Here is a 23,534-nt window from a genome sequence, read left to right on the forward strand (position 1 = left end):
GCGTGCACCATGGTCCGTGGAGGCAGGATGAGGAATCGCGGGCTTCCGGATGACGCCACGTTGGCAGCCATGCCACCGCCGTCTAGCGCCGGATCTGGAAGATGGTCCCTGCCGCCAATCGGGCGGCTGAACCCAGGGAGACTTTCCATGGCCAACCAGAACCAGAACCAGGGCAACAGCAACCGCGGTTTCGCTTCGATGGACGAGGACAAGCAGCGCGAGATCGCCGCCAAGGGTGGACGTGCCGCGCACGAGTCAGGTAACGCCCATGAATTCAGCTCGGAAGAAGCACGCGAAGCCGGCCGCAAGGGCGGCGAAGCAGTGAGCCAGGACCGCCAGCACATGGCGGACATCGGCCGCGAAGGCGGCCAGAACAGTCGTGGCGGTGGCAACCAGGGAGGCAACCAGGGAGGCGGGCAGCAACAGCAGGAACGTGGCGGCGGCAACAACCGCGGTGGCCAGCAGCGCTGATCGGCATTGAAACCCGATGTACCCCTTCGTGGGCGGACGTGATGTCCGCCCACTTTCGTGCGCCCTCGCGTCACTCACGGGTGTTTCAACTGGGGCGCCGCAGGTGGGCGCCCCAGGTTTTTCACGGCTCGCGTGGCGGCAGGTCCAGTGCGCCCGCGCCCGGGCCGGCCCCCAGCTCGGCCCCGGTGGTCGGCCGCGCTTCCGGATCGGAGAGCGTGCGCAGCGTCATGGCCTGCACCGCCGCTTGTTCGCGCGGATCCAGGTCCACCGTGCCGCTGCCGTCGCCACCGTCCACCGCAGCCTGTGCCTCGCGGTCGCTGACCCGCTCCCAGAGCTCGCCGCTGTTCCAGCTGCCCTGCAGGTCGTCGGCGCCGTCGCCCTGCGACATGTCCATGTACAGATCGGTGAACGCAGGATCCCCCGGCAGCTTGCCCGGTGGGAAGTTGGGCTGGATGCTGTGCAGCGCCTTCTCGAACGACTTCATGTGCGCGATCTCGCGCGTCATCAGGAAGCGCAGCGCGTCCTTGATGCCCGGGTCGTCGGTGACGTTGATCAGGCGCTCATACACCAGCTTGGCGCGGGCTTCGGCCGCGATGTTCGAGCGCAGGTCGGCGCTGGGATCGCCGATGGAGTCGATGTAGGCGGCTGTCCAGGGCACCCCGCTGGAATTGACCAGCGCCGGGCCGCCGCCGTAGAGGATCTGTTCGGTGTGGCTGGTGCTGTTCTGGCCCAGCAGTCGCATGTCCTCGGCCTCGGCAAGGCCTTCGGACTGGATTGCCTTGGGCCCGCGGTTGAGCATGGCGATGATGGTGCCGATGATCTCCAGATGGCTGATCTCCTCGGTGGCGATGTCCATCAGCAGGTCCTTGCGCCCGGGATCGCATTCGCCAAGTCCCTGGGTGAAGTAGCGCATCGCGGCGGCCAACTCGCCCTGCGGGCCGCCGAACTGCTCAAGCATGAGGCTGGCGAGCTGCGGATTGGATTCGCGGACGCGCACGGTATACATCAGTTTCTTGTGATGAAAGAACATGAGGATTTCTCCAGTGGCTGGCGTGGGCTGGCTTTGCGGTCAACGCTTGGCCTGGGCGCCAGGCGTTTCGTCACGGTTGAGGAACGCACCGACCAGGCCGTCCTGGTGGTCCTCCAGCCAGCGCGCCATGGCAACCTCTTCCTGCAGGATCTGGCCACACACCGCCGCAATGTCGGGCGCGCCGGCGCGCTCGGCAGCGATCACCAGCGCCCGGTACGTGGCGATCTCGGTGTTCTCGAAGCCGAACGAAAGGCCCACGCTCTTGACCACCTCATCTTCCATCAGGGTGTTGCCAGCGGCGTGGATGGCGGCGGTCATGCTGGCGAACAATCCCTTTGCGGTGGGCACGCTTCCTCCCAGCGCCTCGATGCACTCCCGCAGGGAAGCGGCCTGCCCCTGTGTCTCCTGGACGTGCTGGCCGATCCGGGCAGCAAGCTGGGGGTAGTTCTCGATCCGCGAAGCCATGGCCTTCATCATGGTCTCCGCTTCCTGTTCCATGGCGTAGGCATCCTGCAGCCATTTCAGCAGGCGTTCGCGTCGGGTGTCGTTGTGGTCTGCCATTTCGATCTCCGGTCTGGGGCGACATGCCTCCGGAGAACATGGTGAAGCGCTGGCGATCACCGCCTTGTCGGGCGGTGTGAACCGCTGGAGGTGGCCGCTGCACGCGGCCCTGATGCGGCGATAACATGCAGGGACTGTGGGTTGGCCCCGCTCCGCGATCAGGGCATCGGGCTGGACAGTGCCGCGCCGCCGGCTCGACCTTGCAGGCTGCCACCCGACGCGCGCGGAGCGTCCGTTGCCACCAGCGCCTGTACCACACGATGTTGCATACGATGAGCGCCGCCCTCCACGCCCACGACATACACGAAGCGCCCATCGAACTTGGCGTGCGCGCCCTCCAGGAGATCGTCGGCCTGCAGCGCCCGCTTGAGCGACTTCATCCACGTGCGTTCAGGCATGCGGTCCAGTTCCACTACGATGGCAGTGCCACCGCAGTCCAGCGGCATGCACTCGACACGCAGCACGCGTGGAGAAGCAGAATCGGTTCCGGATAGCGGCATGAGAGAAGCTCCAATGCGGGGGACGGCGGCAGTATCCATGCCACGTGCCAAGGCGCCGTCAACGAGCTCCATCCGGCCCTGCACGCTGCCTCGACGGTGCTGGAGGCGCGCTTCACGGGCTTCGCGCCGGGCTGACAAGCCGCACGCGCCGTATTGATGCTGCACAGCACAGACTGGCACTCCCGAAGCAATACAGGCTGTACACATGCAATCCGGAATGAGCCAGCGCAGATGCAACCTGCTGCTGGTGGAAGACCAGCTCGACCTGGCAGCACTGATGGAACATGCACTTGAGGACGCAGGCGACCAGGTGACGCACGCCTACAGCGTGTTCGACGCGCTGGGACTGCTGGACACCCAGCGATTCGACGGCGCCGTGCTGGATGTCGAGCTTCGTGACGGCGTGGTGTTTCCAGTCGCTGATCGCCTGGCCGAACTTGGCATCCCCTTTCTGTTCGTCTCTGCGGTCTATGACCAGCTGGTGCCGCAGCGCCACCGCCGCGCCGCCTTCGTGGCCAAGCCGTTCCACGTCGACCAGCTGCAGGAGACTGTGCGGCGCGTGGTGGGCGACGCCTGCGCACCCTCTTCGGCACGCTGACCCCGACTGCAGCGGTCAACCCAGGTGCGGGGCCACCACCAGGCTCAGCTGGCGCAGCGCACCACCACGGGAGAGCCCGTCCCAGTTGCCACGCGCCACGCTGCGGATCTCGGAGGCCTCAACCCACAGCAACCGCATCGACCAATCAGGAAAGAATCGGCCTGAAACCCTGCCACGGCCCAGTTCGATCAGCTCGCGATGGCTGCGGGCACTGAGAATTCGGCTGTACACCACGTTGATGCTGTCTTCCGGTCCCTCGATGTACTGAAGGAAGCGGAGCCCATCGTAAAGAAGCACACCGGTAACGCAGGCTTCGAAGTTGAAGCCGGCGGCGGCCCTGGCGAGGTCGTCCACATGGTCCATGGAAAGCCCCGGTATCGCCTCACTTGCGTAGGCGATCGCGCGGAGGGGCACATTCGTTCCTTCTGGCGCAGGAGGTTTCCTGCACGGCAATGATCGCTGTCCCGTTGTAGGCGGCGATGAGGGCCTTCAGGCGCTGAGGCACCGCCGCCTCTCCTCGGCTGCACACTACGCTAACACCCGTCCCGGACTTCAAGCGGCGTTCGCGTAGGGCTCAACGATTGCAAGCAGCTTCTGCATCGCTTCGTCTTCGTCCTGGCTGGTTACCGCCCGCTGGATGAAACGGCTCCAGTCCGCAAGGGCGATCATCTGCAGCTCGCCCGCGCTGACCGACAGGCAGCGCATTGGCCAGAACGGCAACCGCCGCTGCCCGACACGGCCACGCCCGTGTTCGGTCAGTTGGGTGTGGCTGCGGGCGCCGCTTACGCGGGAAAAGGCAACATCCAGCCCGTCGGCCGGGCCTTCCATGTATTGCAGGAAGCGCTGCCCGTCAAACAACAGGACCCCGGTCACGCCCGCTGATCGATTGAAGCGGGCCGCATCTTCCATCAGTGCAGCCAGGCGTTCCGGCGTGAACCCTGGGGCAGCCTGGCTGGCGTAGACAATCGCGCTGTTCGGCATCGACCGCTCCTGCTCTCCCAGCCGATCAATGTAAGGTAGGCAGCGTTCACGCGCCGTAAACGCGTACAGGGCACGCGTCACACATCGGCCGATGTGCCCGGGTTTCATGGGATTCGGCCTGGATCGGAGACGCCTGACGGCGCGACCGCATGCTGCGGTGCGGCGAAATGGCCGGTGTTTACGCAATGGCCGGCCCGGTCAGCACGGTAGGGGCACCCGCCGCCCCAATCTCCGCCAGATAGGCTGAAAATCCCCCTGCGGCGCGCCCTTCCAGACGCGCACTGGTGAAGACGACGGGAGCACCGGCCCAGCGTACATCCGCGCCGCAGGCCTGCAGCGCACTCACCATCTGAACGTCTTCCCCGCAGCGCAACGCAGGAAAACCGCCGACCGCACGATAGAAATGGGCAGAGACACCCAGGTTGGCACCATGGATGCGCCCGTGACCTTCCCCCCACTGCTGCCGCCCCTGGAATACCCTGCGCAGGCGATGTTCGGACGGGCAGCGCGCCGCAATGTCCACCAGTCCGCAGAAGGCGTCACACGGCTGCTCCAGTTGTCCAACCAACCAATCGCCAGGGACCTCGCTATCAGCGTCGGTGCTGGCCAGCCACCTGGCGCCGCATCCCAGCAGCTCGACGGCGGCCGCTGCGCGGGCAATCCCCACGCAGCGTGCATCCAGCCGCACAATGCCGACGCGCTGTTGGTGGCAGATGGACGCCGTCGCATCCGAGCAAGCGTCCAGTGCAACCACCACTTCGACCGCTTCGCCGCCCAGGCCCGGGTGCAGGGCCGCCCTTCGGATCGATTGCAGGCAGCGCGCCATGCTGGCTGCCTCGTTGTGCGCGGGGACCAGAACGCCTATCACCGCAGGCCCTCGTTGCGGGCCAGTGACAGCGTGCCGCGCGTCCAGCCCTGCAGCACGAAGTCCGCATCGCGATAGTGGAAGGCTTCGTGCAGGCCGTGGCCCAGGCACCGATGCACGACTTCGGTCCGGCTCACCCGCCCGGGGAACGAGGGCAACCAATGGCACGCGACCAGCAATCCGTCGTCACGAAGTGCTTGATCGATTCCGGCACGCAGCTCGCGAAGAGCGCTCGTCCCCAGGTAGTAGCCCATCTCACCGCAGACGATCAGGTCGAAGCGCCCCGGCGGCCATTGCTCGGGGTGGCTGGCGCAGTGGACCTGCACGTGCGGCAGGTGGGCCAGGTTGCGGCGGGCCCGGAACGCTGCGCGCGGGCTGATGTCGGTGGCCAGCAGGCGCTCACAGCGGGTCGCCAGGGCCTCGGTCAGCACGCCGTTGGAGCATCCCAGCTCCCAGCCACGATTGAACTGGCGCTGGCTCAGGCTGGCCAGCAGCAACGCACGCTTGCGTTCTTCATACCACTGGCTGCGGTAGCCAAAAGGGTCTTCCTGCTCATGCAGTTCATCGAAGTACGGTTGCGCGCTCATGCCAGAAATACCTCGTAATCGCGGAAAAATCGGGCCAGTACATGGGAAGGCAGCACCGGCGGGCTGTTCAGGCCCGGCACGTTGCCCGTCTGCGTCCGGAACCGGGCGATCGCACTTCGTTTCACCGACGCCACTGCGGAAATGTCGACAAGCTGCGGGAACTCCCACGCCATATGCGCGCAGGCCGGATCCAGCCAGTGCCAGCCCCATACCGGGTACTCCAGGCGACGGCAACCCACTGCGCGCGCGGCGCGGCAGGCTGCACGCCCTGCCGCTTCGTGATCGGGATGCCCATCGAAGCGCCAGGGCGCCAGTACCAGATCGCCCGGCTGCAGGTGCTGCTGCAGCCAGTCCTGCAGGCCCTGTTCGTGCTTGCTGACCGCGCCATCGCCGATGCCGAGATGAAACGTCGCGTCGGCCGCAATCCCAAGTTCCGCCAGCGCCGCTGCAAGCTCTGCCCGACGCGCCGACCGCAGGCGGTCCGGTGTCCACCACGGTTCACCCGGATAACACGCTTCACCATCGGTCACGGCAATGACGCCAATCTCCATGCCCTGTGCCGCAGCTTGATGGAGCAGCCCTCCACAGCCAAGGATCTCGTCGTCGGGATGCGGCGCAACGACCACAAGGCGGTGATGGTCGGCGCACAGCGAGCGGGCGGGCGTGGACGGTTGCTGCCAGAGCCAATCGCAGCGCAGCCAGGCCTGTTCCAGAGTTCCCTGTCCTTGCAGGGGTGTGCTGGCTACAGCGCCCATGCGGTCTCCTCGGCTGCCCGCTGCTCACCCAGCCACTGCCAATCGCGATCGGCATGGCACTGCCTGAGGAACACCGTCAGGTCCGCCCAGCGGCGGGCGTGCCCGTCTTCCAGGCACATCGGCGCCGGACCGAGCGCCCGACCTGCAAGGTCCAGGACGCGCGTCGCCGCCCGCTCGACCACGCAGCGCAGCCGCACTACGTCTTCCCGATGTGCCGATTGGGGCGCGTCGTCGATGCGCGCGGCCACTTCGCGAAGCAGCGCCGCAGCCGGCCCCAGGGCAAGGTCCGCTGCACCCAGCAGCCGTGCGCGGTTGCCGTCGCTGCAGGCCGGCCGCATGCGTTCAGCCAGTGCCACCGCTGCGCCAAACCAGACCGCCGCGATACCGGCTCCGCCATGCCAGAAGCCCGGCCGTTGCAGGTAGGCGTCGCGCGGTCCCAGAATCGTCATCGGTGCGCCGTCGAAGCGCACCGTCGTGGACGGAATGCCGGCCATGCCAGCCGCCGGCCAGGGCTCACCCGAAAGCGTGCACCAATGCTCCCCCGCCACATGGCACAGCCACACGCCGTGTGTGTTCCGCACGGTTACCAGTGCCGCATCCACCCACGCGCTGCCTGAACACCAGGGCTTGTCACCATACAGTCCACCGCCGGCGTCGATGCGCAGGGTGTTGGCTGGGCCTTCTGCGGCCCACACCGCCAGCAGCTGCCCCTCAGCAACCATAGGCGCGTTCAGCTCGGCAATGATCGCCAGGGCGTCGTAATGCGCTTCCAGCACCTTGGCCAGGCAGAGGTCCTCTGCCCCCCACGCCGCCAGCGCCCGCCAACGCTGCAGCGTGTGGCCACTTCCGGGCAAAGGCAGTGCGGGCTGCTGGGCGAGAACCTGGCGCGCGCGGTTGAACAGCGAAGAAGGCAACGTCACATCCTGCATGGCCGATCTGCAATGAAGATAGGTCATGAACGTAGGCGCCCTGCGGTCACATCACTGTCTTGGCGGTGTGGCGGCCACATGAATACCCGGCGCAGTGTTCCTCACGCGCTCACCGCTGGCGCTGTTCGCTGGCACGCACGCACTGGCGCAGCTCCCACAGCCAGGGCAACACCACCAGGCCAAGCGCCGGCAGCAGTACGAACCCCCACAGCGCCGGTGCTGCCGGTGCCACATTGACTGCCCATCGAGGTTCGGCCTGCCACGCCACCCCGCCCAGCAGCACCCAGGGAGCGGCGTCGAGCACACTGTGCACGTGCTGCTCGGCCGGGCTGATGCGTCGCCGCCCGTCCGCGCTGACAGTGTCGAGGTAGCCGGCGATTGCGTGCGCGATGACCAGGACTGCCAGCAGCGTGACGAGCAACCACGTGCTTTCCAGCACGAGCCACGCCAGCACGCCGCTGCCGATGAGCAGCAGCTGCAGCCCATGCAGCAGGCTCTCGCGCATCGCGGACGTGTGCGGCAGGTCGGTACGCCGGTGAAAGTGGAAGTCCAGCGCACCGGCGGCCAGCCAGACTGCGTAGACACATGCCATGACAATCCAACTCATGACGGCCTGCTCAGGGAGTCAATACGATCTTGCGGCAGTCGTCGTCCTTGGCATCGAACATCGCATAACCTTGCGCTGCGTCGGCCAGGCGCATCCGGTGCGAGATGATGTCCCCCGGATCCAGCTTTCCTTCCAGGATTGCGTCCAGCAGTTCCGGCATCAGTCCCTGCACGTGGGTCTGCCCCATCTTGAATGTCAGGCCCTTGTCGAACGCATCGCCCAGCAGGAATCCGTGGATGAAACCGGCATAGACACCGGGAATGCTGACCACGCCGCCGCGGCGGGCGGCAGCGATGCACTGACGGATGGCCACGCCGCTGCTGCCTTCCAGTTTCACGGCGGTCAGCGCTGACTCCAGGGCACTGCCCTCGGCCTCGAAACCGACGGCCTCGATGCAGGCATCCACGCCGCGCCCACTGGTCTGGGTCAGGATGTAGTCGGCCGGGTCCTCGATCTCCTTGAAGTCGATCGGCGTCACACCATAGGCACGGCGCGCGTAGTCCAGGCGGTAGCGAAGATGGTCGACCATGAAGATGGTCTCCGCTCCCAGCAGCCGGCAGCAGGCCGCGCTCATCAGCCCAACCGGACCGGCACCGAAGATCGCCACTGTCGAGCCCGGCTTGACCCCTGCGTTCAGCGCGGCCTGATAGCCGGTGGGCAGAATGTCCGACAGGAACAGAACCTGTTCGTCGGCCACGCCTTCCGGGATGCGCATTGGGCCCACATTCGCCTTGGGCACGCGCACGAATTCGGCCTGTCCGCCTGCCACGCCGCCATACAGATGGCTGTATCCGAACAACGCCGCCGGAGGCAGAAGGCCCTTCTGGTTCAGCGCAGCGCCCTTGCCCGGGTTGGTGGTCTCGCAGGCGGCATACTCGGCCAGCCGGCAGTGGAAGCACTCGCCACAAGCGATCACGAAAGGGATCACCACGCGATCGCCCGGCCTCACCTGGGTTACGCCGCTGCCGACCTCTTCCACCACGCCCATGAATTCGTGCCCCAGCACATCGCCGTCGTGCAGATCGGGAATCTTGCCCCTGTACAGGTGCAGGTCCGAGCCACAGATGGCGGTGGCGGTAACCCTCAGGATCAGGTCGTCCTCAGCTGCCAGCACCGGGTCCGGCACGGTCTCGACGCGCACATCCTTGCGGCCGTGATAGGTCAATGCCTGCATCGTGCTTCTCCAGAAGATCGGAAGGACAGCATTGCAGGGACGTCCTCCTGCCCCGGTGATATCCAGGTGTGCGCAGCGTTCATTCCGCGGCGTCGTGGCGTTAACCCGGCCCGGGGCACGCTGCGAATACCCGCCACAGGAGCCCACCATGAACGACAAGCTGCCTTTCAATCCAACAACAGACGTGGACGATCAATCGAAAGCACACACGCCGGACAAGCGGCGCAATGATCGAGCGAAGTGGAAGGAGCACGACATGCCGGACGACGGCGATGGCCCCAAGGCCGTGCCCGAGGACTACGAGCGTCCCGACCCCGATCCGACGGGCAAGCGTTGAGGCCGCCTCACATCCTGGATGCGCCGGGTTCACGCGTCATGGTGCGCTGCCGGCGCAAGCTGCATGCACGGTTTCTGGTCAGGCTGAAAGAGGTGTTGCATGTGGAAACGCAACGGTCTCTCGCTGGTACTGCTTGCACTCACTGTCGTCTTCATTGTCGGGCAGGCAGTTGCGGGACATCACGTGCACAATCAGGAGTTGACGCAGCACGGGCGCGCGGCGATCGACCTCTGGCACTACCTGGCGACCGGGCATTTCGTGAGCGCTACATTCGAGAACTGGGAGAGCGAGTTCCTGCAGATGGGAATGTACGTTCTTCTGACCGTCACCCTGCGCCAGCGTGGCTCGGCCGAATCCCGGCCCCTGGACCCGGCGCAGGAGCAGAACCGCGTCGAGCCGGGCCCTGCGCCGTGGCCGGTTCGTCGCGGCGGCGCATGGAAGGTGCTTTACGGTCACTCGCTTGCGATCGCCTTCGGGCTGTTGTTCCTGCTCAGTTTTACATTGCACGCCTTGGGTAGCTGGCGCGCCGAGCAGGTCGAGCAGCAGCTGCAGGGGTTGCCGGTGCCGGGTTTCCTGGAGCATCTGGGCAGCAGCACGTTCTGGTTCGAATCGATGCAGAACTGGCAGAGTGAGTTTCTTGCGGTGCTGTCCCTGGTTGTACTTACGATCTTCCTGCGGCAGAAGGACTCACCGCAATCCAAGCCGGTCGAAGCTCCGCACGCGCAGACAGGGGATTGAACCATGGGAAATGCTCCGTCAACCGCCTTGCTGATCATCGATATGTTCAGTCGCTTCGACTTCCCAGGCGCGCAGGCGCTGGCGCCAGCAGCGGAGCGGGCGGCCGCACAGATCCGACGCTTGAGAGACCACTTTGATGGCCACGGATGGCCGGTCATCTACGCCAATGACAATTTCTCGGACTGGAAGCGTGACTTCCGCCAACAGGTAGCACAGTGCCAGCGGGATGGAGGACCGGCCGGGCGGATTGCCGACCTCCTCTCTCCCCTGCCCGGTCACTACTTCGTGCTCAAGCCCAAGCATTCGGCGTTCCTGGCCAGCCCGTTGCCGATTCTGCTGGCCAAGCTTGGCGTGCGCAGCCTTTGGCTCAGCGGGATGACGGCCGATTCATGTGTCCTGGCTACCGCGCTGGACGCCAACGCCAGAGAATTCGACGTAGTGGTGGCACGGGAGGCCGTGGCGGGGACGCCCGCCCGGAAACAGCGTGCGATGGCGCTGCTCGCCGATTCGGGTGCAGCCCGGGTCGCACGGCTCGCCTCGCTGGTCCCGGCATGACCGGCCGGAGCGGGCTCAGGCCCGGTCTGCGATTCCCTTTACACCGGCGTGACCGCCGCAATGTGCGCAGCAGAAGATCTGACCGCTTCCTTCAACGCCGTGGCCGATGATCGCGCAGTCGCAATGTGCGCAGCGCGGTGCGAACGCATGGATGGCGCACTCGAACGAATCGAAGGTGCCGCTGCGTCCACCCTGCTGGAGGGTGAAGCTCTTGTCGTAGTCATTGCCGCAGACATCACAGGTAGCCATGGGGCACCTCATGCGGAGAAAGGAGGATGCAGTGTCGCGGGCGCGGGTGTCGGCGGTCGTGAATGCATCGTGTCGCCAGCGTGCAGAACACCGATGTGTTCATTACGCAGGCTGCAGCCCGCGTTGCCAACGCCCAGCCCACGCGTCTCAGCGTGCCTTGCCGGGCTCGGCACTGCCACCAGGCGATGTGCCGCGACCACAGGGAAACGCCGCGCGCAGCCCTTCGACAACCAGGGGAGACGCATCCTGTTGCAATCGCACGCGGGGCAGCTGCCGGAGATGGGAAGACACCTGATCGACCAGTTCATGCGGAAGGATCCGGCCCTGCCCACACCACTGACCGCGGCTGGCATCGGCGACACCCAGGATATAGCTGCTGGCCCGGGCGCTGGACAGCCCCCGGCAGTGTTCGCCATCGCAGAACCCGTCAGCGCCTTTGCCCTGCAGCAGCGTGATGAGCTCCGCACCACTGACAAGCCAGGTGCGTTCCGGTTGCGTTGTGCCTGCCACGGCGGGTCCCACGAGGGCGCCGAGGCACAGTGTCAGGAGCCAACGCATGCGGCGGTGCGTGAGGCGGGCGTGATGTCCTTTCATATCGGGGTCCTGGCTGTCGTTTTTCTGGATTCCACGCGGTGCCGGTCAGAGTTGATCAAGCTGGTTGCGTGGTTGAAACGCCGGGTCGTCCTCAGCTTCCAGCATGGCGTCCACCAAGGCGTCGAAGGGCGCGGCAGCGGTATCCAGGTCCGTGGAAGAAAGGAATCCGGATTCCCCCTGGCCGGCCAGGGCAATCGCGGCAACGGTCTCGCGCTCACCTTCCTCTGCCCAGAGATAGTCGTGGACCAGTGCCGCCCCGTGGTCGCCCGCCTTCAGGAAATCGGCCGCGCCCCGTGCCACAGCCAGAAACGCGATGAGATCGTAGAGGCTTTCCGAATACGTCAGCGATCCCGCAACAAAGTGCGTACCAGTGCGGTCATAGGCGGCAACCTGGATATTCTCGGCCTGCGCGGATGCAAGGAAGGCCTTCAATGCGGCGCGATTGTCGGGGTAGCGGGCCAGCAGGGCCTGGCAGTCTATGAGCAGTTCATCCAACGCCTCGTCGCTTGAAGACGCCAGGCATTCACCGTTGCCCAAGCGCCACGGCCCGGCGATGCATCGCCAGTCGGACCATCGGGATGGCGAAGGCAGGGGCGCCGCCAGCCATCTGGAGAGATCTTCGTGGCGCAACTGCAGGCGCAACAGCGCTGAATAAGGCTCTGACAAGGCGATGACCCATCCGGTCTGCGTGTCCAGATGGCTTTTAGCAGACAACGCGCGACCCGCCAACACCCCAGTGCCAGCCTCATGGACTGCGACTGCGACTGCTACTGCCGCAGGCGCAGCGCCGGACTATCGCGCAGCCGTTGACCCTCTCACCAGGCACCTTCCCGTCATCACGAGTCTGCGTACCGGCAGCTCCGGCATGCGCAGGCGCTCCAGCAACAGCGACATCGCGGCCCGCCCCATCTCTTCAACCGGCTGCTCGACCACGGTAATACCCGGTTCGACCAGCTCGGTCCATCGCTCGTTGTCGAAGCCTGCCAGCGCCAGCTCTCCTGGAATCGCAAGCCCAGCGCTGCGGGCCGCTTTCAATGCGCCCATGAGCAGCAGGCTGTTGCTGGCGACCAGCGCATCGGGACGCGAAGGACTGGTCAACCACGGCTCGACCGTTGCGATGGCGGCCTCGGCCGTGGGCTCTACCTCGCGGTAGTCCGGTTCCAGCCCGTGCCTGCGCATTGCAGCGATATAGCCGTCGCGGCGTTCGGCCGCCGTGGTACTGGTGCTGCCGAACAGGCCACCGATGCGGCAATAGCCGCGCTCGGCCAGGTGTTCGACCAGGCCCGCCATCGCCGCTGCGTTGTCGAGGACCACGCTGTCGATCGAGCCACCGGGTGCGGCACGATCGACCAGGACCGTAGGGTAATCCAGCGTGAGCCGGTCCAGCCGCCCCACCGTGGTCCGGGTGGGCGCAAAAATCAGCCCACTGATGCGTTCCTCATGCATCAACTGCAGATACAGCGCCTCGCGCTCGGGGTCCTCATCGGTGTTGCAGAAGGTGACGCGAAGGCCTTCCCGGTACGCGACTTCCTCCACGGCGCGGATCAGCGCGGTAAAGAACGGGTTGCGGATATCGGCCACGATCAGGCCGATGATGCCGGTATGCCGGGCGCGCAGGCGTCTTGCCTGCAGGTTGGGGTGATATCCGGTCTGGCGGATCGCCGCCTCCACCCGGCCGCGCACGGCCTCGCTGACCGGGCCGCCGCCGAGCACCCGCGACACCGTGGACTTGGATACCCCCGCCACGCGTGCGACGTCATTGATGCTGATGCTCACTGGTAACGTTCCCGGAATCGAGCGCTTTTCTGGGCCGGACGGCCCTCCAGCACCATGTTAACGCCAAAGGACTATTGGATTTTTGTGCACTGCACATTGAAATGGTGAGTGGGAACGTTCCCAATACATCTCAGCCACCCCTTCCGCGGAGCCCCCTTTGTCGCCCCAGACCTCCCCTTCCCCGGCCAGCCGGGAACTGATCCGCCTGGACGCGCGGGCGCAGGACAAGACCGATGCCATTGCCCAGGTCGCCCAGATGCTGGTCGCGTCCGGCTGCGTGGCGCCGGGGTACGAAGCCAGCATGGGGCGGCGCGAAACGCTGGCGAACACCTTCCTTGGACACGGCGTAGCAATCCCGCACGGGCTTGGCGAGGACCGCCATCTGGTGCACCGCGATGGCATCGCCGTGCTGCAGTTGCCGCAAGGCGTGGAATGGAACCCGGGACAGGTCACCCGTCTGGTGGTCGGCATCGCTGCCCAGTCGGATACCCACATCACGGTGCTGCGCCGCTTGACCCGGCTGATCCAGGACGAGTCCACGCTGCAGCGGCTGTTCACCACCACCGAGGCGGGCGAGATCGTGAACGCGCTGGCCGGCGATGTTGCGATTGCCGCCATCCACGCGCCAGCGGTGGATCTGGCCGAGCGCTTCGAATGGACCATCGCCTACCCCAACGGACTGCACGCCCGTCCTGCCACGCGCTGGGCCGAGACGGCGCGCGGCTTCGCGGCCCGCGCGCAGGTCCGCGCAGGCGATCAGGCGGCCGATGCCAAGAGTCTGGTAGCGCTGCTTCAGCTCGGGCTGCGTGAGGGCGATGCTGTGCGTGTTTCTGCCGAGGGCGCCGATGCCCCCGCGCTGCTGGCTGCGCTGCGCAAGGTCATGGATGGATTGGTCGCACAGGAAAGGGCTGATGCCGAGCGTGCAGCCCAGCGCAAGGCAGCAGCCCCTGTCGCCGGGTGGAAACCACCCGAAGCGCAGGCGACGATCATTGGCATCGGCGCCAGCCCCGGATTGGCGATCGGCCCGGTGCATGTGCTGGCCAGCACGCAGGCGGAAGTCACCGACCGTCCTGCCCCGCTTGGCGAGGGCGGCGCACGCCTGCAGGATGCACTCGGCCGCACCCGCCAGCAGCTGGCCGCCCTGCAGGACGACACACAGCGCCGCCTTGGCGCTTCGGATGCGGCGATCTTCAAGGCGCAGGCCGCGCTGCTCGACGACACCGACCTGATCACCCGCACCTGCCAGCTGATGGTCGAAGGCCATGGTGTGGCGTGGTCATGGCACCAGGCCATCGAGCAGATCGCCTCCGGGCTGGCGGCGCTGGGCAATGCGGTGCTGGCCGGGCGCGCGGCGGACCTGCGTGATGTCGGCCGGCGCGTGCTGGCGCAGCTTGACCCTTCTGCTGAAGGTGGTGGCCTGACGGATCTGCCGTCGCAACCGTGCATCCTGATCGCCACAGATCTGTCGCCTTCGGATACCGCCAATCTCGACACCAGTCGCGTGCTCGGCCTGGCCACCGCGCAGGGCGGGCCGACCTCGCACACCGCCATCCTCTCGCGCACGCTGGGCCTGCCGGCGCTGGTGGCCGGCGGCGCCGGGCTGTTGGCGATCCAGCCAGGCCGCGAAGCGATCATGGACGGCAGCGGCGGACGGCTCTACCTGTCCCCCTCCGAAGCCGATCTCGCCTCGGCACGCGAATGGATCGCCGAACAGCAGCAGATCCGCGAGCGCGAAGCCGCGCAACGCGCGCAACCCGCCCAGACCCCCGACGGCCACCGCATCGACATCGGCGCCAACGTCAACCTGCCCGACCAGGTGCCACTGGCACTGGAACAGGGTGCGGAAGGCGTCGGCCTGATGCGCACCGAGTTCCTGTTCCTCGAACGTGGCAGTACGCCCAGCGAGGAGGAGCAGTACACCACCTACCTGGCGATGGCCAAGGCACTCGACGGCCGCCCGCTGATCGTGCGCGCGCTCGACATCGGCGGCGACAAGCAGGTGGCGCACCTGGAACTGCCACGCGAGGAGAACCCGTTCCTCGGCGTGCGCGGCGCGCGCCTGCTGCTGCGCCGCCCTGACCTGCTGGAGCCGCAACTGCGTGCGCTGTATCGCGCCGCCAAGGACGGTGCACGCCTGTCCATCATGTTCCCGATGATCACGTCGGTGACCGAGCTGGTCGCACTGCGCGCCATCTGTGAGCGCCTGCGTGCCGAGCTGGAGGCGCCGGTGGTGCCGATCGGCATCATGATCGAAGTGCCGGCTGCCGCCGCTCAGAGCGACGTACTGGCGCGCCATGCCGACTTCTTCTCGATCGGCACCAATGATCTGACCCAGTACGTGCTGGCGATCGACCGCCAGAACCCGGAACTCGCCGCCGAGGCCGACAGCCTGCATCCGGCGGTGCTGCGCGCGGTCCGCGCCACGGTTGAAGGCGCACGGCTGCATGGGCGCTGGGTCGGCGTCTGTGGCGGCCTGGCCGGCGACCCCTTCGGCGCCATGTTGCTGGCTGGCCTGGGCGTGGACGAACTGTCGATGACTCCGAACGACATCCCGGCGGTGAAGGCGCGCCTGCGTGGCACCGCGATGACCGAACTGCAAGCGCTGGCCAGCACCGCACTGGGGTGCGAAACCGCCGAGCAGGTGCGCGGCCTCGATGGAGCGCGCGCATGACTGCCCGCGCCGTCACCGTGACCCTGAACCCGGCCATCGACCAGACCGTGCGCCTGGCCCGCCTGCAGCCAGGCCGCGTGCATCGGGCCGGCAGCTCCCGCGACGACGCAGGCGGCAAGGGCATCAACGTGGCGGCCTGCCTGGCCGACTGGGGCGTGCCGATCACCGCGCTGGGTGTGCTGGGCGACGGCAACGACGGCGTGTTCCGAACGCTGTTCCGTGAGCGGGGCATCATTGACGGCTGCCTGCGCGTTCCGGGCCATACCCGCACCAACATCAAGCTGGTCGAAGAGGCCAACGGCGAAACGACGGACATTAACCTGCCAGGCCTGGCCGTGGACGCTGCCGGCCTGGACGCGGTGTCGCGCCAGCTCGGCGCCCTGCTCGCGCCCGGCCTGCCGGTTGTGCTGTCCGGCAGCCTGCCGCACGGACTGCCGGCCGATGCATGGGCGCGGTTGCAGGCGCAGGCCGGAACGGCCGGTGCGCGCGTGCTGCTGGACACCAGCGGCGATGCGCTTGCAGCTGCGCTGGACGGCGCGCGGGGCGCGCTGCCCTACGCCATCAAGCCCAACCGCCACGAACTGGAGGCCTGGACCGGCACGTCGCTGCCGGATCGCAGCGCACTGCGCGCTGCAGGCCAGGCCTTGGTCGAACGCGGTGTCGCACTCGTTGCCATCTCCATGGGGACCGACGGCGCGCTGTTCATTGATCGCGCCGGCGCCCTGGTCGCGCGACCGCCGCGTCTGGCCCAGGGCAGCACGGTGGGCGCCGGTGATGCCATGGTCGCCGGCATCGCCGCCGCGCTGTTGGAGCGCTCCCTCGACCTCGCCGCCTGTGCACGACTGGCCACGGCGTTCTCGATGAGCCGGCTGGATAGCGGAGACGCGCGGCGGCTCGATCCGGCGCAGGTGCGCGCCGGGGCCGGCGATGTACTGATCGAGCGGTTGGATTGAAACACCTGCCGGAGGAGCAGCGGTCGGCTTCGGGCCACCCGCGATGCCTCCGGCAAGGACGAACCCGAAGCATTCCAGGAGTTCCCATGCACGCTTCCACCGTAGTCATCGCCGCTGGCGAACGCAGCATCGAGGCGGTACTTGCCGCCGAGGCTCTGCGTCGCGCGGCCCGCCAGCGCGGGCTTGAGCTGATGATCGAAATCCGCAGCGACCAGGGCGTGACCGGCGCGCTGCCCGCCTCGGACGCCGCCTCCGCGACCCAGCTGCTGCTGGTGGGCGATAGCGAGGCAGACATCGCACGCTTCGGCAATGCCCGGATCGTGCATGCCAGCCTGGGCGCGGTATTGGACGATCCGGTCGCCGCGCTTGCACCGCTCGCAGCTGCGCCGGCCAGTGCCCCCGCCACCGGGGCTGGCAAGCGCATCGTTGCCGTCACCTCCTGCCCCACCGGCATCGCTCACACCTTCATGGCGGCAGAAGGCCTGCAACAGGCTGCCAAAGCGCTGGGCCATGCGATCCGGGTTGAAACACAGGGCTCGGTCGGCGCGCAGGATGCGTTGAGCGATGCGGAAATCGCCGCTGCCGATGTGGTGCTGATCGCCGCCGACCGCGAAGTCGATCTTTCGCGTTTCGCAGGCAAGCGCCTGTTCAAGAGTGGTACCAAGCCGGCGATCAATGACGGCCAGAACCTGATCCGCAAGGCGCTGGCCGAGGCCGGCGTGCACGCGGGGACAGCGGCTTCGGGCCGTACCGCAGAAAGGAACAAGAGCACCGGTCCTTACAAGCACCTGATGACCGGCGTGTCGTTCATGCTGCCGTTCGTGACAGCCGGCGGCCTGTTGATCGCCCTGGCGTTCGCACTCGGCGGCATCTATGCCTTCGACGACGCACACAAGGGGACGCTGGCCTGGTCGCTGTTCCAGATCGGCGCCAAGTCCGGTTTCATGCTGATGGTGCCGGCGCTGGCCGGCTACATCGCCTACTCCATCGCCGACCGCCCCGGCATCGCGCCCGGCATGATCGGCGGGCTGGTTGCGGTCAACATGGACGCAGGCTTCATCGGCGGCATCCTCGCGGGCTTCATCGCCGGCTATGGCGTGCACTGGATCAACCGTGCGCTGCGCCTGCCGCGCAGCCTGGAAGGCCTCAAGCCGGTGCTGATCCTGCCGGTACTGGGCACGCTGCTGGTCGGCCTGCTGATGATGTACGTGATCGGCACGCCGGTGGCCGCACTGCTGGCCTGGCTGACCGACTGGCTGCGCGGCATGGAGGGCAGCAGCGCGATCCTGCTCGGTTTGCTGCTGGGCGGCATGATGGCCGTTGACATGGGTGGACCGGTCAACAAGGCGTCCTACGCCTTCTCCACCGCCCTGATTTCCAGCCAGGTCTACACGCCGATGGCGGCGACCATGATCGGCGGCATGACGCCACCGCTGGGCATCGCGCTGGCGACGTGGTTGTTCAGCAACCGCTTCACTGCCGAGGAGCGCGGCACTGCCGGTGCCGCCGGCGTGCTCGGCCTGAGCTTCGTGACCGAGGGGGCTATTCCCTACGCGGCACGCGATCCGCTGCGCACCATTCCTGCGCTGATCCTCGGCTCGGCCGTGGCCGGTGCGATCTCGATGGCCGCAGGCGTCGAGTTGAAGGTGCCGCACGGCGGTGTGTTCGTGCTGCCGATCCCGAACGCGGTCACCCATCTTGGTGTCTACCTGCTGGCGCTGTTGGCCGGCGTGGCGGTCACCGCGATTGCACTGCGCATCCTCAAGAAGCCGGTCACAGCCCCCACCCTGTAAAAGGAACCCCGCCCATGACCTGCCCTTCCTGCCGCCTGGTGCCGGTAGCGATCCTGCTGACCCTGCCCTCACTGGCCGTAGCTGCCAACGCGAGTGATGTCTTCACTCCCAAACTGGCTTACACCGGCGAGGCGGCCGCCACGCTCGATGGTGGCAAGCGCAGCGGCACCGCTTACGCCGGCCAGCTGATGTTCGGCGCCGATGTTGACCTCGACGCTGCGTTCGGCTGGCGGGGGGCCACGATCAAGGCCTATGGCATCAATCGCCACGGCACCAACCTCGCCAACAGCAGCACCGGCAACAGCACCTCGGTGCAGGAAATCTACGGCGGCCAGGGGACCCGCCTGGCCAACCTGACCCTGGAACAGAAGCTGTTCAACGACCGGCTGGTGCTGGAGGCCGGTCGCAGCGTCGCCAACATCCACCACCTCGGGTCGGAGCTGTGCCAGTACTTCCAGGGCAACTCGGCGTGCGGCAACCCGACCTACGTTTTCCGCACCAGCAACTTCACCTGGTGGCCGGTGTCGAGCTGGATGGCCGACGCCACGGCCTGGGTGACGCCCGATGTCTATGTCCGCATCGGTGCCTACCAGGTCGATCCCAGCCAGGCCGAGGATGGCCAGCATGGCCTGAAGTGGAATACGAACCAGGCCACCGGCTGGATCGTGCCCTACACGATCGGCTGGCGCAGCCCGGCTTCGGCACGACTGAAAGCCCGCTACGAACTCGGTGGCTGGCAGGACAACTCGACCTATCGCGATCCGCTGCGCGATGCCAACGGCATTCCCGCGCTGCTCAGTGGCCAGGAGTACGCGGCACGCCACGGTCGCTCCGGTGCGTTCGCGCGCTTCGAGCAGCAGCTTACCGGCGATGGCAATGGCCGCGGCCTGACCCTTTTCGGCGCCGCGCTCAAGGGTACCTCCGGGCAGCTGATCGAGGATCACTTCCTGCAGGCCGGGCTTGTGCAGAAGGGCACGTTCGCCCGCCGGCCGCAGGACAGCATCGGCTTCGTCGTCACCCGGCAGAAGTACAGCGGCATCGCGCTGGAGAACCTCCGCCTGGCCCGCGCTGCCGCCGGCGGCAGCGGCACCCCGCACGGAAGCCAGGTGATGATGGAGCTGAGCTATGGCATCCAGCTCACCCCGCAGCTCAGGATTGCACCGAACCTGCACTACATCGTGCATCCGGACCCGTTCAACGAACCTGCGCGGCAGCGGGACCTGCCGAATGCACTGATCGCGGGCATGCGGGTTGACTGGAACCTGTAGCAGATGGCACGTGTCGGTCAGGCGCAGCCCGTGTCAGGCACCAGGGTCCACAACCGGTCCAGGCGGCGTACCGATACTCCGGAACCAGGGCGATTGCGGGCCCTGGCCGGGCTTCAGCTGCTGTCCGCCACCCACGCCAGTTCGAACGTCAACGCGAGGCGCTGGCCAGGCTCCAGCCGGTGCGGTGCCAGCGTGAAGCCGTCCGGCGGGCCACTCTGCGGTTCGACACAGGTGGCGTGCGGCGCAGCGTCGTAGACCACCCAGTGGTCGTGGTCCGACCTCAGCCGCAGGCGTTGGCCTTCGCGTACCAGCGTGATGTCACCGCCGGCAACGAAGCAGTCATCCCAAGGGCCAGTGGTGGGCTCCACGTGGGGCAGCGTGGCAATACCTTCCCTGTCCCGCGGATACATCGCGCGAGGATTGAACAGCAACCGGTCCGGCTTCCTGAACCAGGGGTGCCAGCCCAGCACCGTCGGCATCGCCTGCTCGCCCGCCTGGACCGAGAGGCGCAGCTGCAGGGTGTGCCCCTGCAACCGCAGTTCCAGCATGGCAATGCCACCGAAGGGCCAGTAGCTGTCGCGCGGCAGCTGCAGCGACACCTCGGCTGCGGCCGCATCCAGCCGGTCGATCTGCCAGGGTCGCGAGAAGCCGACCCCATGGATGGCATGCCCGTCGAAGTTGAGCGGCAGCCGATGCGGCATGCCGTCAAAACGGAACTGTCCACGGCGGATGCGCCCGGCCCACGGCACCATCGGGTAGCAGCCCCAGGCGATCGCCGCCGCCCCGGTCTCCTGCGCGTCCACCAGCCATTCCACGCCCCGGTAACGTAGGTGCGCGATGCGCCCGCCCGCCGCTGCGGCGAGCGCAACCTCCAGTTCGCCGCATCTCAGCCAGTGCAGCTGACCGGCCGGCAGCGGGGCCAGCGCATCATCCCTCGGCAACATGTGCTCAGGCCCCATAGGGATTGATCGTGCGGATGCTTCCGTCCGGCTCCATGTGCAGCGGCGTGCACTTGGCTGAGCGCAGGTGGGTAATGCCGCCGGACATCAGCGCATCGTGATAGAACAGGTACCACTGGCCCTGGAACTGGCAGATGGAGTGGTGGGTGGTCCAACCGACCACGGGGGTGAGGATCACGCCAGCATAGGTGAACGGCCCGTACGGGCTGTCACCCACGGCGTAGCACAGCTGGTGGGTGTTGCCAGTGGAGTACGACAGGTAGTAGCGACCCTGGTACCTGTGCAGCCACGGGCCTTCGAAGAAACGGCGCGCATGGTCGTCCGCACGCAGCGGCTGGCCATGCTCATCCAGGATCTGCACTTCGCGGGTGGGCTCGGCCAGTTCGGTCATTCCGGCATCCAGGCGGCCCACGCGCGGGCCCAGGGCCGGCGCGCCGCCCTCGGGTTCCTCGTGCGCTTCGCTGTACTGGTTGTCACGATACTTCTGCAGCTGCCCGCCCCAGATGCCACCGAAGTACAGGTAGTGGCTGCCATCGTCGTCTTCGAACACGGCCGGGTCGATCGAGTACGCGCCCTTGATCGGCTCCGGCTGGGGCACGAACGGGCCCTCCGGTCGCGCGCCGATTGCCACGCCGATGCGGAACCGGCCCTCGGCGTCCTTGGCCGGGAAGTACAGGTAGTAGCGGCCATCGCGGCAGGCAGCGTCGGGGGCCCACATCTGTTTCCGCGCCCAGGACACGTCGCGCACGTGCAACGCCATGCCGCAATCGACGGCGGTGCCGTCGGGCGTATCCATCTTCAGCACATGGTAATCCTGCATGCCGAAATGGCCGCCGTCATCGTCGAAGGGCTGGCCACCGTCGATGTCGTGCGACGGATAGATGTACAGGCGTCCCTCGAACACGTGCGCCGAAGGGTCGGCCGTGTAGATGTGGGTCACCAGCGGTTGCGAAATGGCGTGTGCGGTGAGCTGTGCAAGACGGGCTTCGCTGGCCTGGCCGTCTTCACCGGCAGAGAGGTCGATCATGGTTGTCATCTTGGCGTTACGCGGAGGCGTCGGCGGAACGGCGACGCAGGTGGAGATCCTGCTCGATGCGGGTTTCCGCGCGCTTGTCGATCCGGTAGAAGAACAGCAGCGCCACGGCGAGCAGGAACGGAAGGGAGCAATAGACGCTTACGGTCAGGCGGATGCCCTGCACCACGGCCTCAGGCTGCTGCACCAGGCCTGCCTGGTAGCCGTAGTGGGCAAGGATCGCGGCGACCAGCGCGCCGCCGACACTGAGGCCGATCTTCAGGCCGCACAGCATCGCCGAGAAGATGATCGCCGTTGCCCGGCGATGGTTCTTCCACTCGGAGTAGTCCGCAACGTCCGCGATCATCGCCCACAGCAGCGGGATGGTGATGCCATAGCAGAAGCCATGCAGCATGAAGGCAGCGAAGGCCACCGCCACGCCCGTGGGTGGAAACAGGTAGAAGGCAAGCAGGAACAGGGTCGAGACAAACAGGGCGCCACCGAAGACATCGCGCTTGCCGAAGCGATCCGCCAGCCGCCGTGATGCACCAATACCCAGGATCATGCAGAGGATGCCGCACGCGTTGAACAGGCTGAACGCCGAGGTGGCCGCGTCCTTCGGCCAGGTGAACGCCGCGAAGCCGGCGCTGGCCAAGGCGCCATTCAATGCACGGATCAGGCCGTTGAAGCCTGAGTTCTCCAGGAAACCGGCCAGCGCCGCTTCGCTCATGTAGTACTGGAAGTAATAGATGTAGGTGCCGCCTTTCAACGCCAGGTTGATGAACACCAGCACGGTCAGGGCCAGCATCACCTGCCACGGGCGGTTGTGCAGCAGGTCGGACAGGTCCTGCACAATGCCGCCGGTCTGCTCGCGCGTCGGCACGATGCGCTCGCGGGTGGTGGCGAAGGTGATCAGGAAGAACACTGTTCCGATCAGTGCGAAGGCGGTCATGACCTGTTCGAAGCCGCGCACCCGGTCGCCGTCACCCAGAATCAGCACCAGCGGCATCAGCAGCACCTGGATGATGAACTGCGCGATCATCACGGCCACGAAGCGGTACGCCGAAAGGCTGTTGCGCTGGGCCATGCTGCCGGTCAGCACGCCGCTCAGCGCCGAGTACGGCAGGTTGTTCGCGGCGTAAACGCAGACCAGCAGCGCGTAGGTGCCCAGTGCATAGATCACCTTTCCGCGCTCGCCCAGGTCCGGGGTGCTGAACGCCAGCAGGGACAGTACGCCAAAGGGGATGGCCGTCCACAGGATCCACGGGCGGAAGCGGCCCCAACGGGTGGACGTTCGGTCAGCCGCAATGCCGATCAACGGCGTGAACACGAACGCTCCCAGCAGGCCCACCACAAAGATGATCGTGGCCGCGGTCGCCGCTGGCAGGCGGTAGACGTCGGTGTAGAAGAATGCCAGGTAGGTGATCAGGGTCTGGAAGATCAGGTTGGCGGCGAGATCGCCCAGGCTGTAGCCGAGCTTCTCGCGTACCGATAGCGCGTGTTCAGTGCTTGCCATGCAGCGGACGTCCTGGAAAAGGAATCTGGTCGAAGGGGAACCGATGCCAACGAGG

Annotated in this window: 27 protein-coding genes; 9 read left to right on the forward strand and 18 right to left on the reverse strand. The window is 66.7% G+C overall.

Annotated elements, in window-relative coordinates:
• The first annotated feature begins 147 nt into the window (after window positions 1-147).
• Entirely contained in the window at window positions 148-471 is a 324-nt protein-coding gene (locus ROV93_RS05745; RefSeq protein WP_005409695.1) for a KGG domain-containing protein, read from the forward strand.
• A gap of 121 nt (window positions 472-592) precedes the next feature.
• Here the strand turns inward: ROV93_RS05745 and ROV93_RS05750 are convergent, their stop codons facing one another.
• The 3 genes from ROV93_RS05750 to ROV93_RS05760 form a co-directional block, all read right to left on the reverse strand.
• On the reverse strand, window positions 593-1,501 hold the full coding sequence (locus ROV93_RS05750; RefSeq protein WP_049416476.1) for a manganese catalase family protein: 909 nt from the start codon (window positions 1,499-1,501) through the stop codon (window positions 593-595).
• Between the two features lie 39 nt (window positions 1,502-1,540).
• Window positions 1,541-2,062 carry a ferritin-like domain-containing protein gene (locus ROV93_RS05755; protein ID WP_069138513.1) on the reverse strand — a complete coding sequence of 174 codons (522 nt, stop codon included), beginning with the start codon at window positions 2,060-2,062 and terminating at the stop codon, window positions 1,541-1,543.
• A 158-nt stretch (window positions 2,063-2,220) separates the two neighbouring features.
• Complete coding sequence (locus ROV93_RS05760) at window positions 2,221-2,562, reverse strand: hypothetical protein (protein WP_080376901.1); 342 nt, start codon at window positions 2,560-2,562, stop codon at window positions 2,221-2,223.
• A gap of 205 nt (window positions 2,563-2,767) precedes the next feature.
• On the opposite strand from ROV93_RS05760, the gene ROV93_RS05765 reads away from it, so the two are divergent.
• Entirely contained in the window at window positions 2,768-3,160 is a 393-nt protein-coding gene (locus ROV93_RS05765; protein WP_072167057.1) for a response regulator, read from the forward strand.
• Between the two features lie 15 nt (window positions 3,161-3,175).
• Here the strand turns inward: ROV93_RS05765 and ROV93_RS05770 are convergent, their stop codons facing one another.
• The 8 genes from ROV93_RS05770 to ROV93_RS05805 form a co-directional block, all read right to left on the reverse strand.
• The gene (locus ROV93_RS05770; RefSeq protein WP_072167058.1) at window positions 3,176-3,574 is read right to left on the reverse strand and encodes a BLUF domain-containing protein; all 399 of its coding nucleotides are present in this window, start codon (window positions 3,572-3,574) and stop codon (window positions 3,176-3,178) included.
• A 138-nt stretch (window positions 3,575-3,712) separates the two neighbouring features.
• Window positions 3,713-4,141, reverse strand: a complete 429-nt coding sequence (locus tag ROV93_RS05775) for a BLUF domain-containing protein (protein ID WP_072167059.1) — start codon at window positions 4,139-4,141, stop codon at window positions 3,713-3,715.
• A 178-nt stretch (window positions 4,142-4,319) separates the two neighbouring features.
• Window positions 4,320-5,009 carry a glycosyltransferase family 2 protein gene (locus ROV93_RS05780; protein ID WP_180890340.1) on the reverse strand — a complete coding sequence of 230 codons (690 nt, stop codon included), beginning with the start codon at window positions 5,007-5,009 and terminating at the stop codon, window positions 4,320-4,322.
• Entirely contained in the window at window positions 5,006-5,593 is a 588-nt protein-coding gene (locus tag ROV93_RS05785) for an SAM-dependent methyltransferase (RefSeq protein ID WP_072167061.1), read from the reverse strand. Before ROV93_RS05785 ends, ROV93_RS05780 begins: the two co-directional genes overlap by 4 nt.
• Window positions 5,590-6,348, reverse strand: coding sequence for a PIG-L family deacetylase (locus tag ROV93_RS05790; RefSeq protein WP_072167062.1), 759 nt, complete (start codon window positions 6,346-6,348; stop codon window positions 5,590-5,592). The genes ROV93_RS05785 and ROV93_RS05790 overlap by 4 nt, the downstream gene beginning before the upstream one ends.
• Window positions 6,336-7,277, reverse strand: coding sequence for an acyl-CoA dehydrogenase (locus ROV93_RS05795; RefSeq protein ID WP_072167063.1), 942 nt, complete (start codon window positions 7,275-7,277; stop codon window positions 6,336-6,338). The genes ROV93_RS05790 and ROV93_RS05795 overlap by 13 nt, the downstream gene beginning before the upstream one ends.
• 109 nt (window positions 7,278-7,386) lie before the next feature.
• Window positions 7,387-7,884, reverse strand: a complete 498-nt coding sequence (locus tag ROV93_RS05800; protein WP_072167064.1) for a hypothetical protein — start codon at window positions 7,882-7,884, stop codon at window positions 7,387-7,389.
• 10 nt (window positions 7,885-7,894) lie between these two features.
• On the reverse strand, window positions 7,895-9,058 hold the full coding sequence (locus ROV93_RS05805) for a zinc-dependent alcohol dehydrogenase (protein ID WP_072167065.1): 1,164 nt from the start codon (window positions 9,056-9,058) through the stop codon (window positions 7,895-7,897).
• A 148-nt stretch (window positions 9,059-9,206) separates the two neighbouring features.
• Between ROV93_RS05805 and ROV93_RS05810 the strand changes: the two genes are divergently transcribed.
• From ROV93_RS05810 to ROV93_RS05820, 3 genes are all read left to right on the forward strand, one after another.
• A complete protein-coding gene (locus ROV93_RS05810) occupies window positions 9,207-9,395 on the forward strand; it encodes a hypothetical protein (protein ID WP_005409707.1) in 189 nt (62 codons plus the stop codon).
• Between the two features lie 99 nt (window positions 9,396-9,494).
• Window positions 9,495-10,133, forward strand: coding sequence for a DUF6766 family protein (locus ROV93_RS05815; RefSeq protein WP_072167066.1), 639 nt, complete (start codon window positions 9,495-9,497; stop codon window positions 10,131-10,133).
• A gap of 3 nt (window positions 10,134-10,136) precedes the next feature.
• On the forward strand, window positions 10,137-10,688 hold the full coding sequence (locus tag ROV93_RS05820; RefSeq protein ID WP_005416582.1) for a cysteine hydrolase: 552 nt from the start codon (window positions 10,137-10,139) through the stop codon (window positions 10,686-10,688).
• 15 nt (window positions 10,689-10,703) lie between these two features.
• On the opposite strand, the gene ROV93_RS05825 is transcribed toward ROV93_RS05820, so the two are convergent.
• The 4 genes from ROV93_RS05825 to ROV93_RS05840 form a co-directional block, all read right to left on the reverse strand.
• Window positions 10,704-10,937, reverse strand: a complete 234-nt coding sequence (locus ROV93_RS05825) for a hypothetical protein (protein ID WP_180890338.1) — start codon at window positions 10,935-10,937, stop codon at window positions 10,704-10,706.
• Window positions 10,938-11,084: 147 nt separating this feature from the next.
• The gene (locus tag ROV93_RS05830; RefSeq protein WP_255299113.1) at window positions 11,085-11,531 is read right to left on the reverse strand and encodes a Rap1a/Tai family immunity protein; all 447 of its coding nucleotides are present in this window, start codon (window positions 11,529-11,531) and stop codon (window positions 11,085-11,087) included.
• A 45-nt stretch (window positions 11,532-11,576) separates the two neighbouring features.
• Complete coding sequence (locus ROV93_RS05835) at window positions 11,577-12,245, reverse strand: hypothetical protein (RefSeq protein WP_312538743.1); 669 nt, start codon at window positions 12,243-12,245, stop codon at window positions 11,577-11,579.
• 78 nt (window positions 12,246-12,323) lie between these two features.
• On the reverse strand, window positions 12,324-13,307 hold the full coding sequence (locus ROV93_RS05840) for a LacI family DNA-binding transcriptional regulator (protein ID WP_072167068.1): 984 nt from the start codon (window positions 13,305-13,307) through the stop codon (window positions 12,324-12,326).
• Window positions 13,308-13,464: 157 nt separating this feature from the next.
• Between ROV93_RS05840 and ptsP the strand changes: the two genes are divergently transcribed.
• From ptsP to ROV93_RS05860, 4 genes are all read left to right on the forward strand, one after another.
• Window positions 13,465-15,978: a phosphoenolpyruvate--protein phosphotransferase gene (gene ptsP / locus ROV93_RS05845; protein WP_072167069.1), complete on the forward strand. Its 2,514-nt coding sequence runs from the start codon at window positions 13,465-13,467 to the stop codon at window positions 15,976-15,978.
• Window positions 15,975-16,931 (forward strand): 1-phosphofructokinase family hexose kinase, encoded by a 957-nt coding sequence (locus tag ROV93_RS05850; protein ID WP_072167070.1) that lies wholly within the window; start codon window positions 15,975-15,977, stop codon window positions 16,929-16,931. The genes ptsP and ROV93_RS05850 overlap by 4 nt, the downstream gene beginning before the upstream one ends.
• Window positions 16,932-17,017: 86 nt before the next feature.
• A complete protein-coding gene (locus tag ROV93_RS05855) occupies window positions 17,018-18,724 on the forward strand; it encodes a fructose-specific PTS transporter subunit EIIC (RefSeq protein WP_072167071.1) in 1,707 nt (568 codons plus the stop codon).
• A 14-nt stretch (window positions 18,725-18,738) separates the two neighbouring features.
• Window positions 18,739-19,992, forward strand: a complete 1,254-nt coding sequence (locus ROV93_RS05860) for a carbohydrate porin (RefSeq protein ID WP_072167072.1) — start codon at window positions 18,739-18,741, stop codon at window positions 19,990-19,992.
• 113 nt (window positions 19,993-20,105) lie between these two features.
• Here ROV93_RS05860 and ROV93_RS05865 read toward each other — a convergent pair whose 3' ends face one another.
• From ROV93_RS05865 to ROV93_RS05875, 3 genes are read right to left on the reverse strand one after another with little or no spacing between them, the layout of a single operon-like run.
• Window positions 20,106-20,936 (reverse strand): aldose epimerase, encoded by an 831-nt coding sequence (locus ROV93_RS05865; RefSeq protein ID WP_255299114.1) that lies wholly within the window; start codon window positions 20,934-20,936, stop codon window positions 20,106-20,108.
• Between the two features lie 4 nt (window positions 20,937-20,940).
• The gene (locus ROV93_RS05870) at window positions 20,941-21,978 is read right to left on the reverse strand and encodes a glycoside hydrolase family 43 protein (protein ID WP_312538751.1); all 1,038 of its coding nucleotides are present in this window, start codon (window positions 21,976-21,978) and stop codon (window positions 20,941-20,943) included.
• Between the two features lie 16 nt (window positions 21,979-21,994).
• A complete protein-coding gene (locus ROV93_RS05875) occupies window positions 21,995-23,479 on the reverse strand; it encodes an MFS transporter (protein ID WP_072167075.1) in 1,485 nt (494 codons plus the stop codon).
• Window positions 23,480-23,534 lie beyond the last annotated feature (55 nt).

This window comes from Stenotrophomonas maltophilia group sp. msm4 (assembly GCF_032025605.1).
GTDB lineage: Bacteria > Pseudomonadota > Gammaproteobacteria > Xanthomonadales > Xanthomonadaceae > Stenotrophomonas > Stenotrophomonas sepilia.

What these genes read in the sequence shown, in the direction of transcription:
- ROV93_RS05745 (WP_005409695.1), top strand. Translation starts at nt 148, where the DNA reads ATGGCCAACCAGAACCAGAACCAGGGCAACAGCAACCGCGGTTTCGCT.
- ROV93_RS05750 (WP_049416476.1), bottom strand. Translation starts at nt 1,501, where the DNA reads ATGTTCTTTCATCACAAGAAACTGATGTATACCGTGCGCGTCCGCGAA.
- ROV93_RS05755 (WP_069138513.1), bottom strand. Translation starts at nt 2,062, where the DNA reads ATGGCAGACCACAACGACACCCGACGCGAACGCCTGCTGAAATGGCTG.
- ROV93_RS05760 (WP_080376901.1), bottom strand. Translation starts at nt 2,562, where the DNA reads ATGCCGCTATCCGGAACCGATTCTGCTTCTCCACGCGTGCTGCGTGTC.
- ROV93_RS05765 (WP_072167057.1), top strand. Translation starts at nt 2,768, where the DNA reads ATGCAATCCGGAATGAGCCAGCGCAGATGCAACCTGCTGCTGGTGGAA.
- ROV93_RS05775 (WP_072167059.1), bottom strand. Translation starts at nt 4,141, where the DNA reads ATGCCGAACAGCGCGATTGTCTACGCCAGCCAGGCTGCCCCAGGGTTC.
- ROV93_RS05785 (WP_072167061.1), bottom strand. Translation starts at nt 5,593, where the DNA reads ATGAGCGCGCAACCGTACTTCGATGAACTGCATGAGCAGGAAGACCCT.
- ROV93_RS05790 (WP_072167062.1), bottom strand. Translation starts at nt 6,348, where the DNA reads ATGGGCGCTGTAGCCAGCACACCCCTGCAAGGACAGGGAACTCTGGAA.
- ROV93_RS05795 (WP_072167063.1), bottom strand. Translation starts at nt 7,277, where the DNA reads ATGCAGGATGTGACGTTGCCTTCTTCGCTGTTCAACCGCGCGCGCCAG.
- ROV93_RS05800 (WP_072167064.1), bottom strand. Translation starts at nt 7,884, where the DNA reads ATGAGTTGGATTGTCATGGCATGTGTCTACGCAGTCTGGCTGGCCGCC.
- ROV93_RS05805 (WP_072167065.1), bottom strand. Translation starts at nt 9,058, where the DNA reads ATGCAGGCATTGACCTATCACGGCCGCAAGGATGTGCGCGTCGAGACC.
- ROV93_RS05810 (WP_005409707.1), top strand. Translation starts at nt 9,207, where the DNA reads ATGAACGACAAGCTGCCTTTCAATCCAACAACAGACGTGGACGATCAA.
- ROV93_RS05815 (WP_072167066.1), top strand. Translation starts at nt 9,495, where the DNA reads ATGTGGAAACGCAACGGTCTCTCGCTGGTACTGCTTGCACTCACTGTC.
- ROV93_RS05820 (WP_005416582.1), top strand. Translation starts at nt 10,137, where the DNA reads ATGGGAAATGCTCCGTCAACCGCCTTGCTGATCATCGATATGTTCAGT.
- ROV93_RS05825 (WP_180890338.1), bottom strand. Translation starts at nt 10,937, where the DNA reads ATGGCTACCTGTGATGTCTGCGGCAATGACTACGACAAGAGCTTCACC.
- ROV93_RS05830 (WP_255299113.1), bottom strand. Translation starts at nt 11,531, where the DNA reads ATGAAAGGACATCACGCCCGCCTCACGCACCGCCGCATGCGTTGGCTC.
- ROV93_RS05850 (WP_072167070.1), top strand. Translation starts at nt 15,975, where the DNA reads ATGACTGCCCGCGCCGTCACCGTGACCCTGAACCCGGCCATCGACCAG.
- ROV93_RS05855 (WP_072167071.1), top strand. Translation starts at nt 17,018, where the DNA reads ATGCACGCTTCCACCGTAGTCATCGCCGCTGGCGAACGCAGCATCGAG.
- ROV93_RS05860 (WP_072167072.1), top strand. Translation starts at nt 18,739, where the DNA reads ATGACCTGCCCTTCCTGCCGCCTGGTGCCGGTAGCGATCCTGCTGACC.
- ROV93_RS05865 (WP_255299114.1), bottom strand. Translation starts at nt 20,936, where the DNA reads ATGTTGCCGAGGGATGATGCGCTGGCCCCGCTGCCGGCCGGTCAGCTG.
- ROV93_RS05870 (WP_312538751.1), bottom strand. Translation starts at nt 21,978, where the DNA reads ATGATCGACCTCTCTGCCGGTGAAGACGGCCAGGCCAGCGAAGCCCGT.
- ROV93_RS05875 (WP_072167075.1), bottom strand. Translation starts at nt 23,479, where the DNA reads ATGGCAAGCACTGAACACGCGCTATCGGTACGCGAGAAGCTCGGCTAC.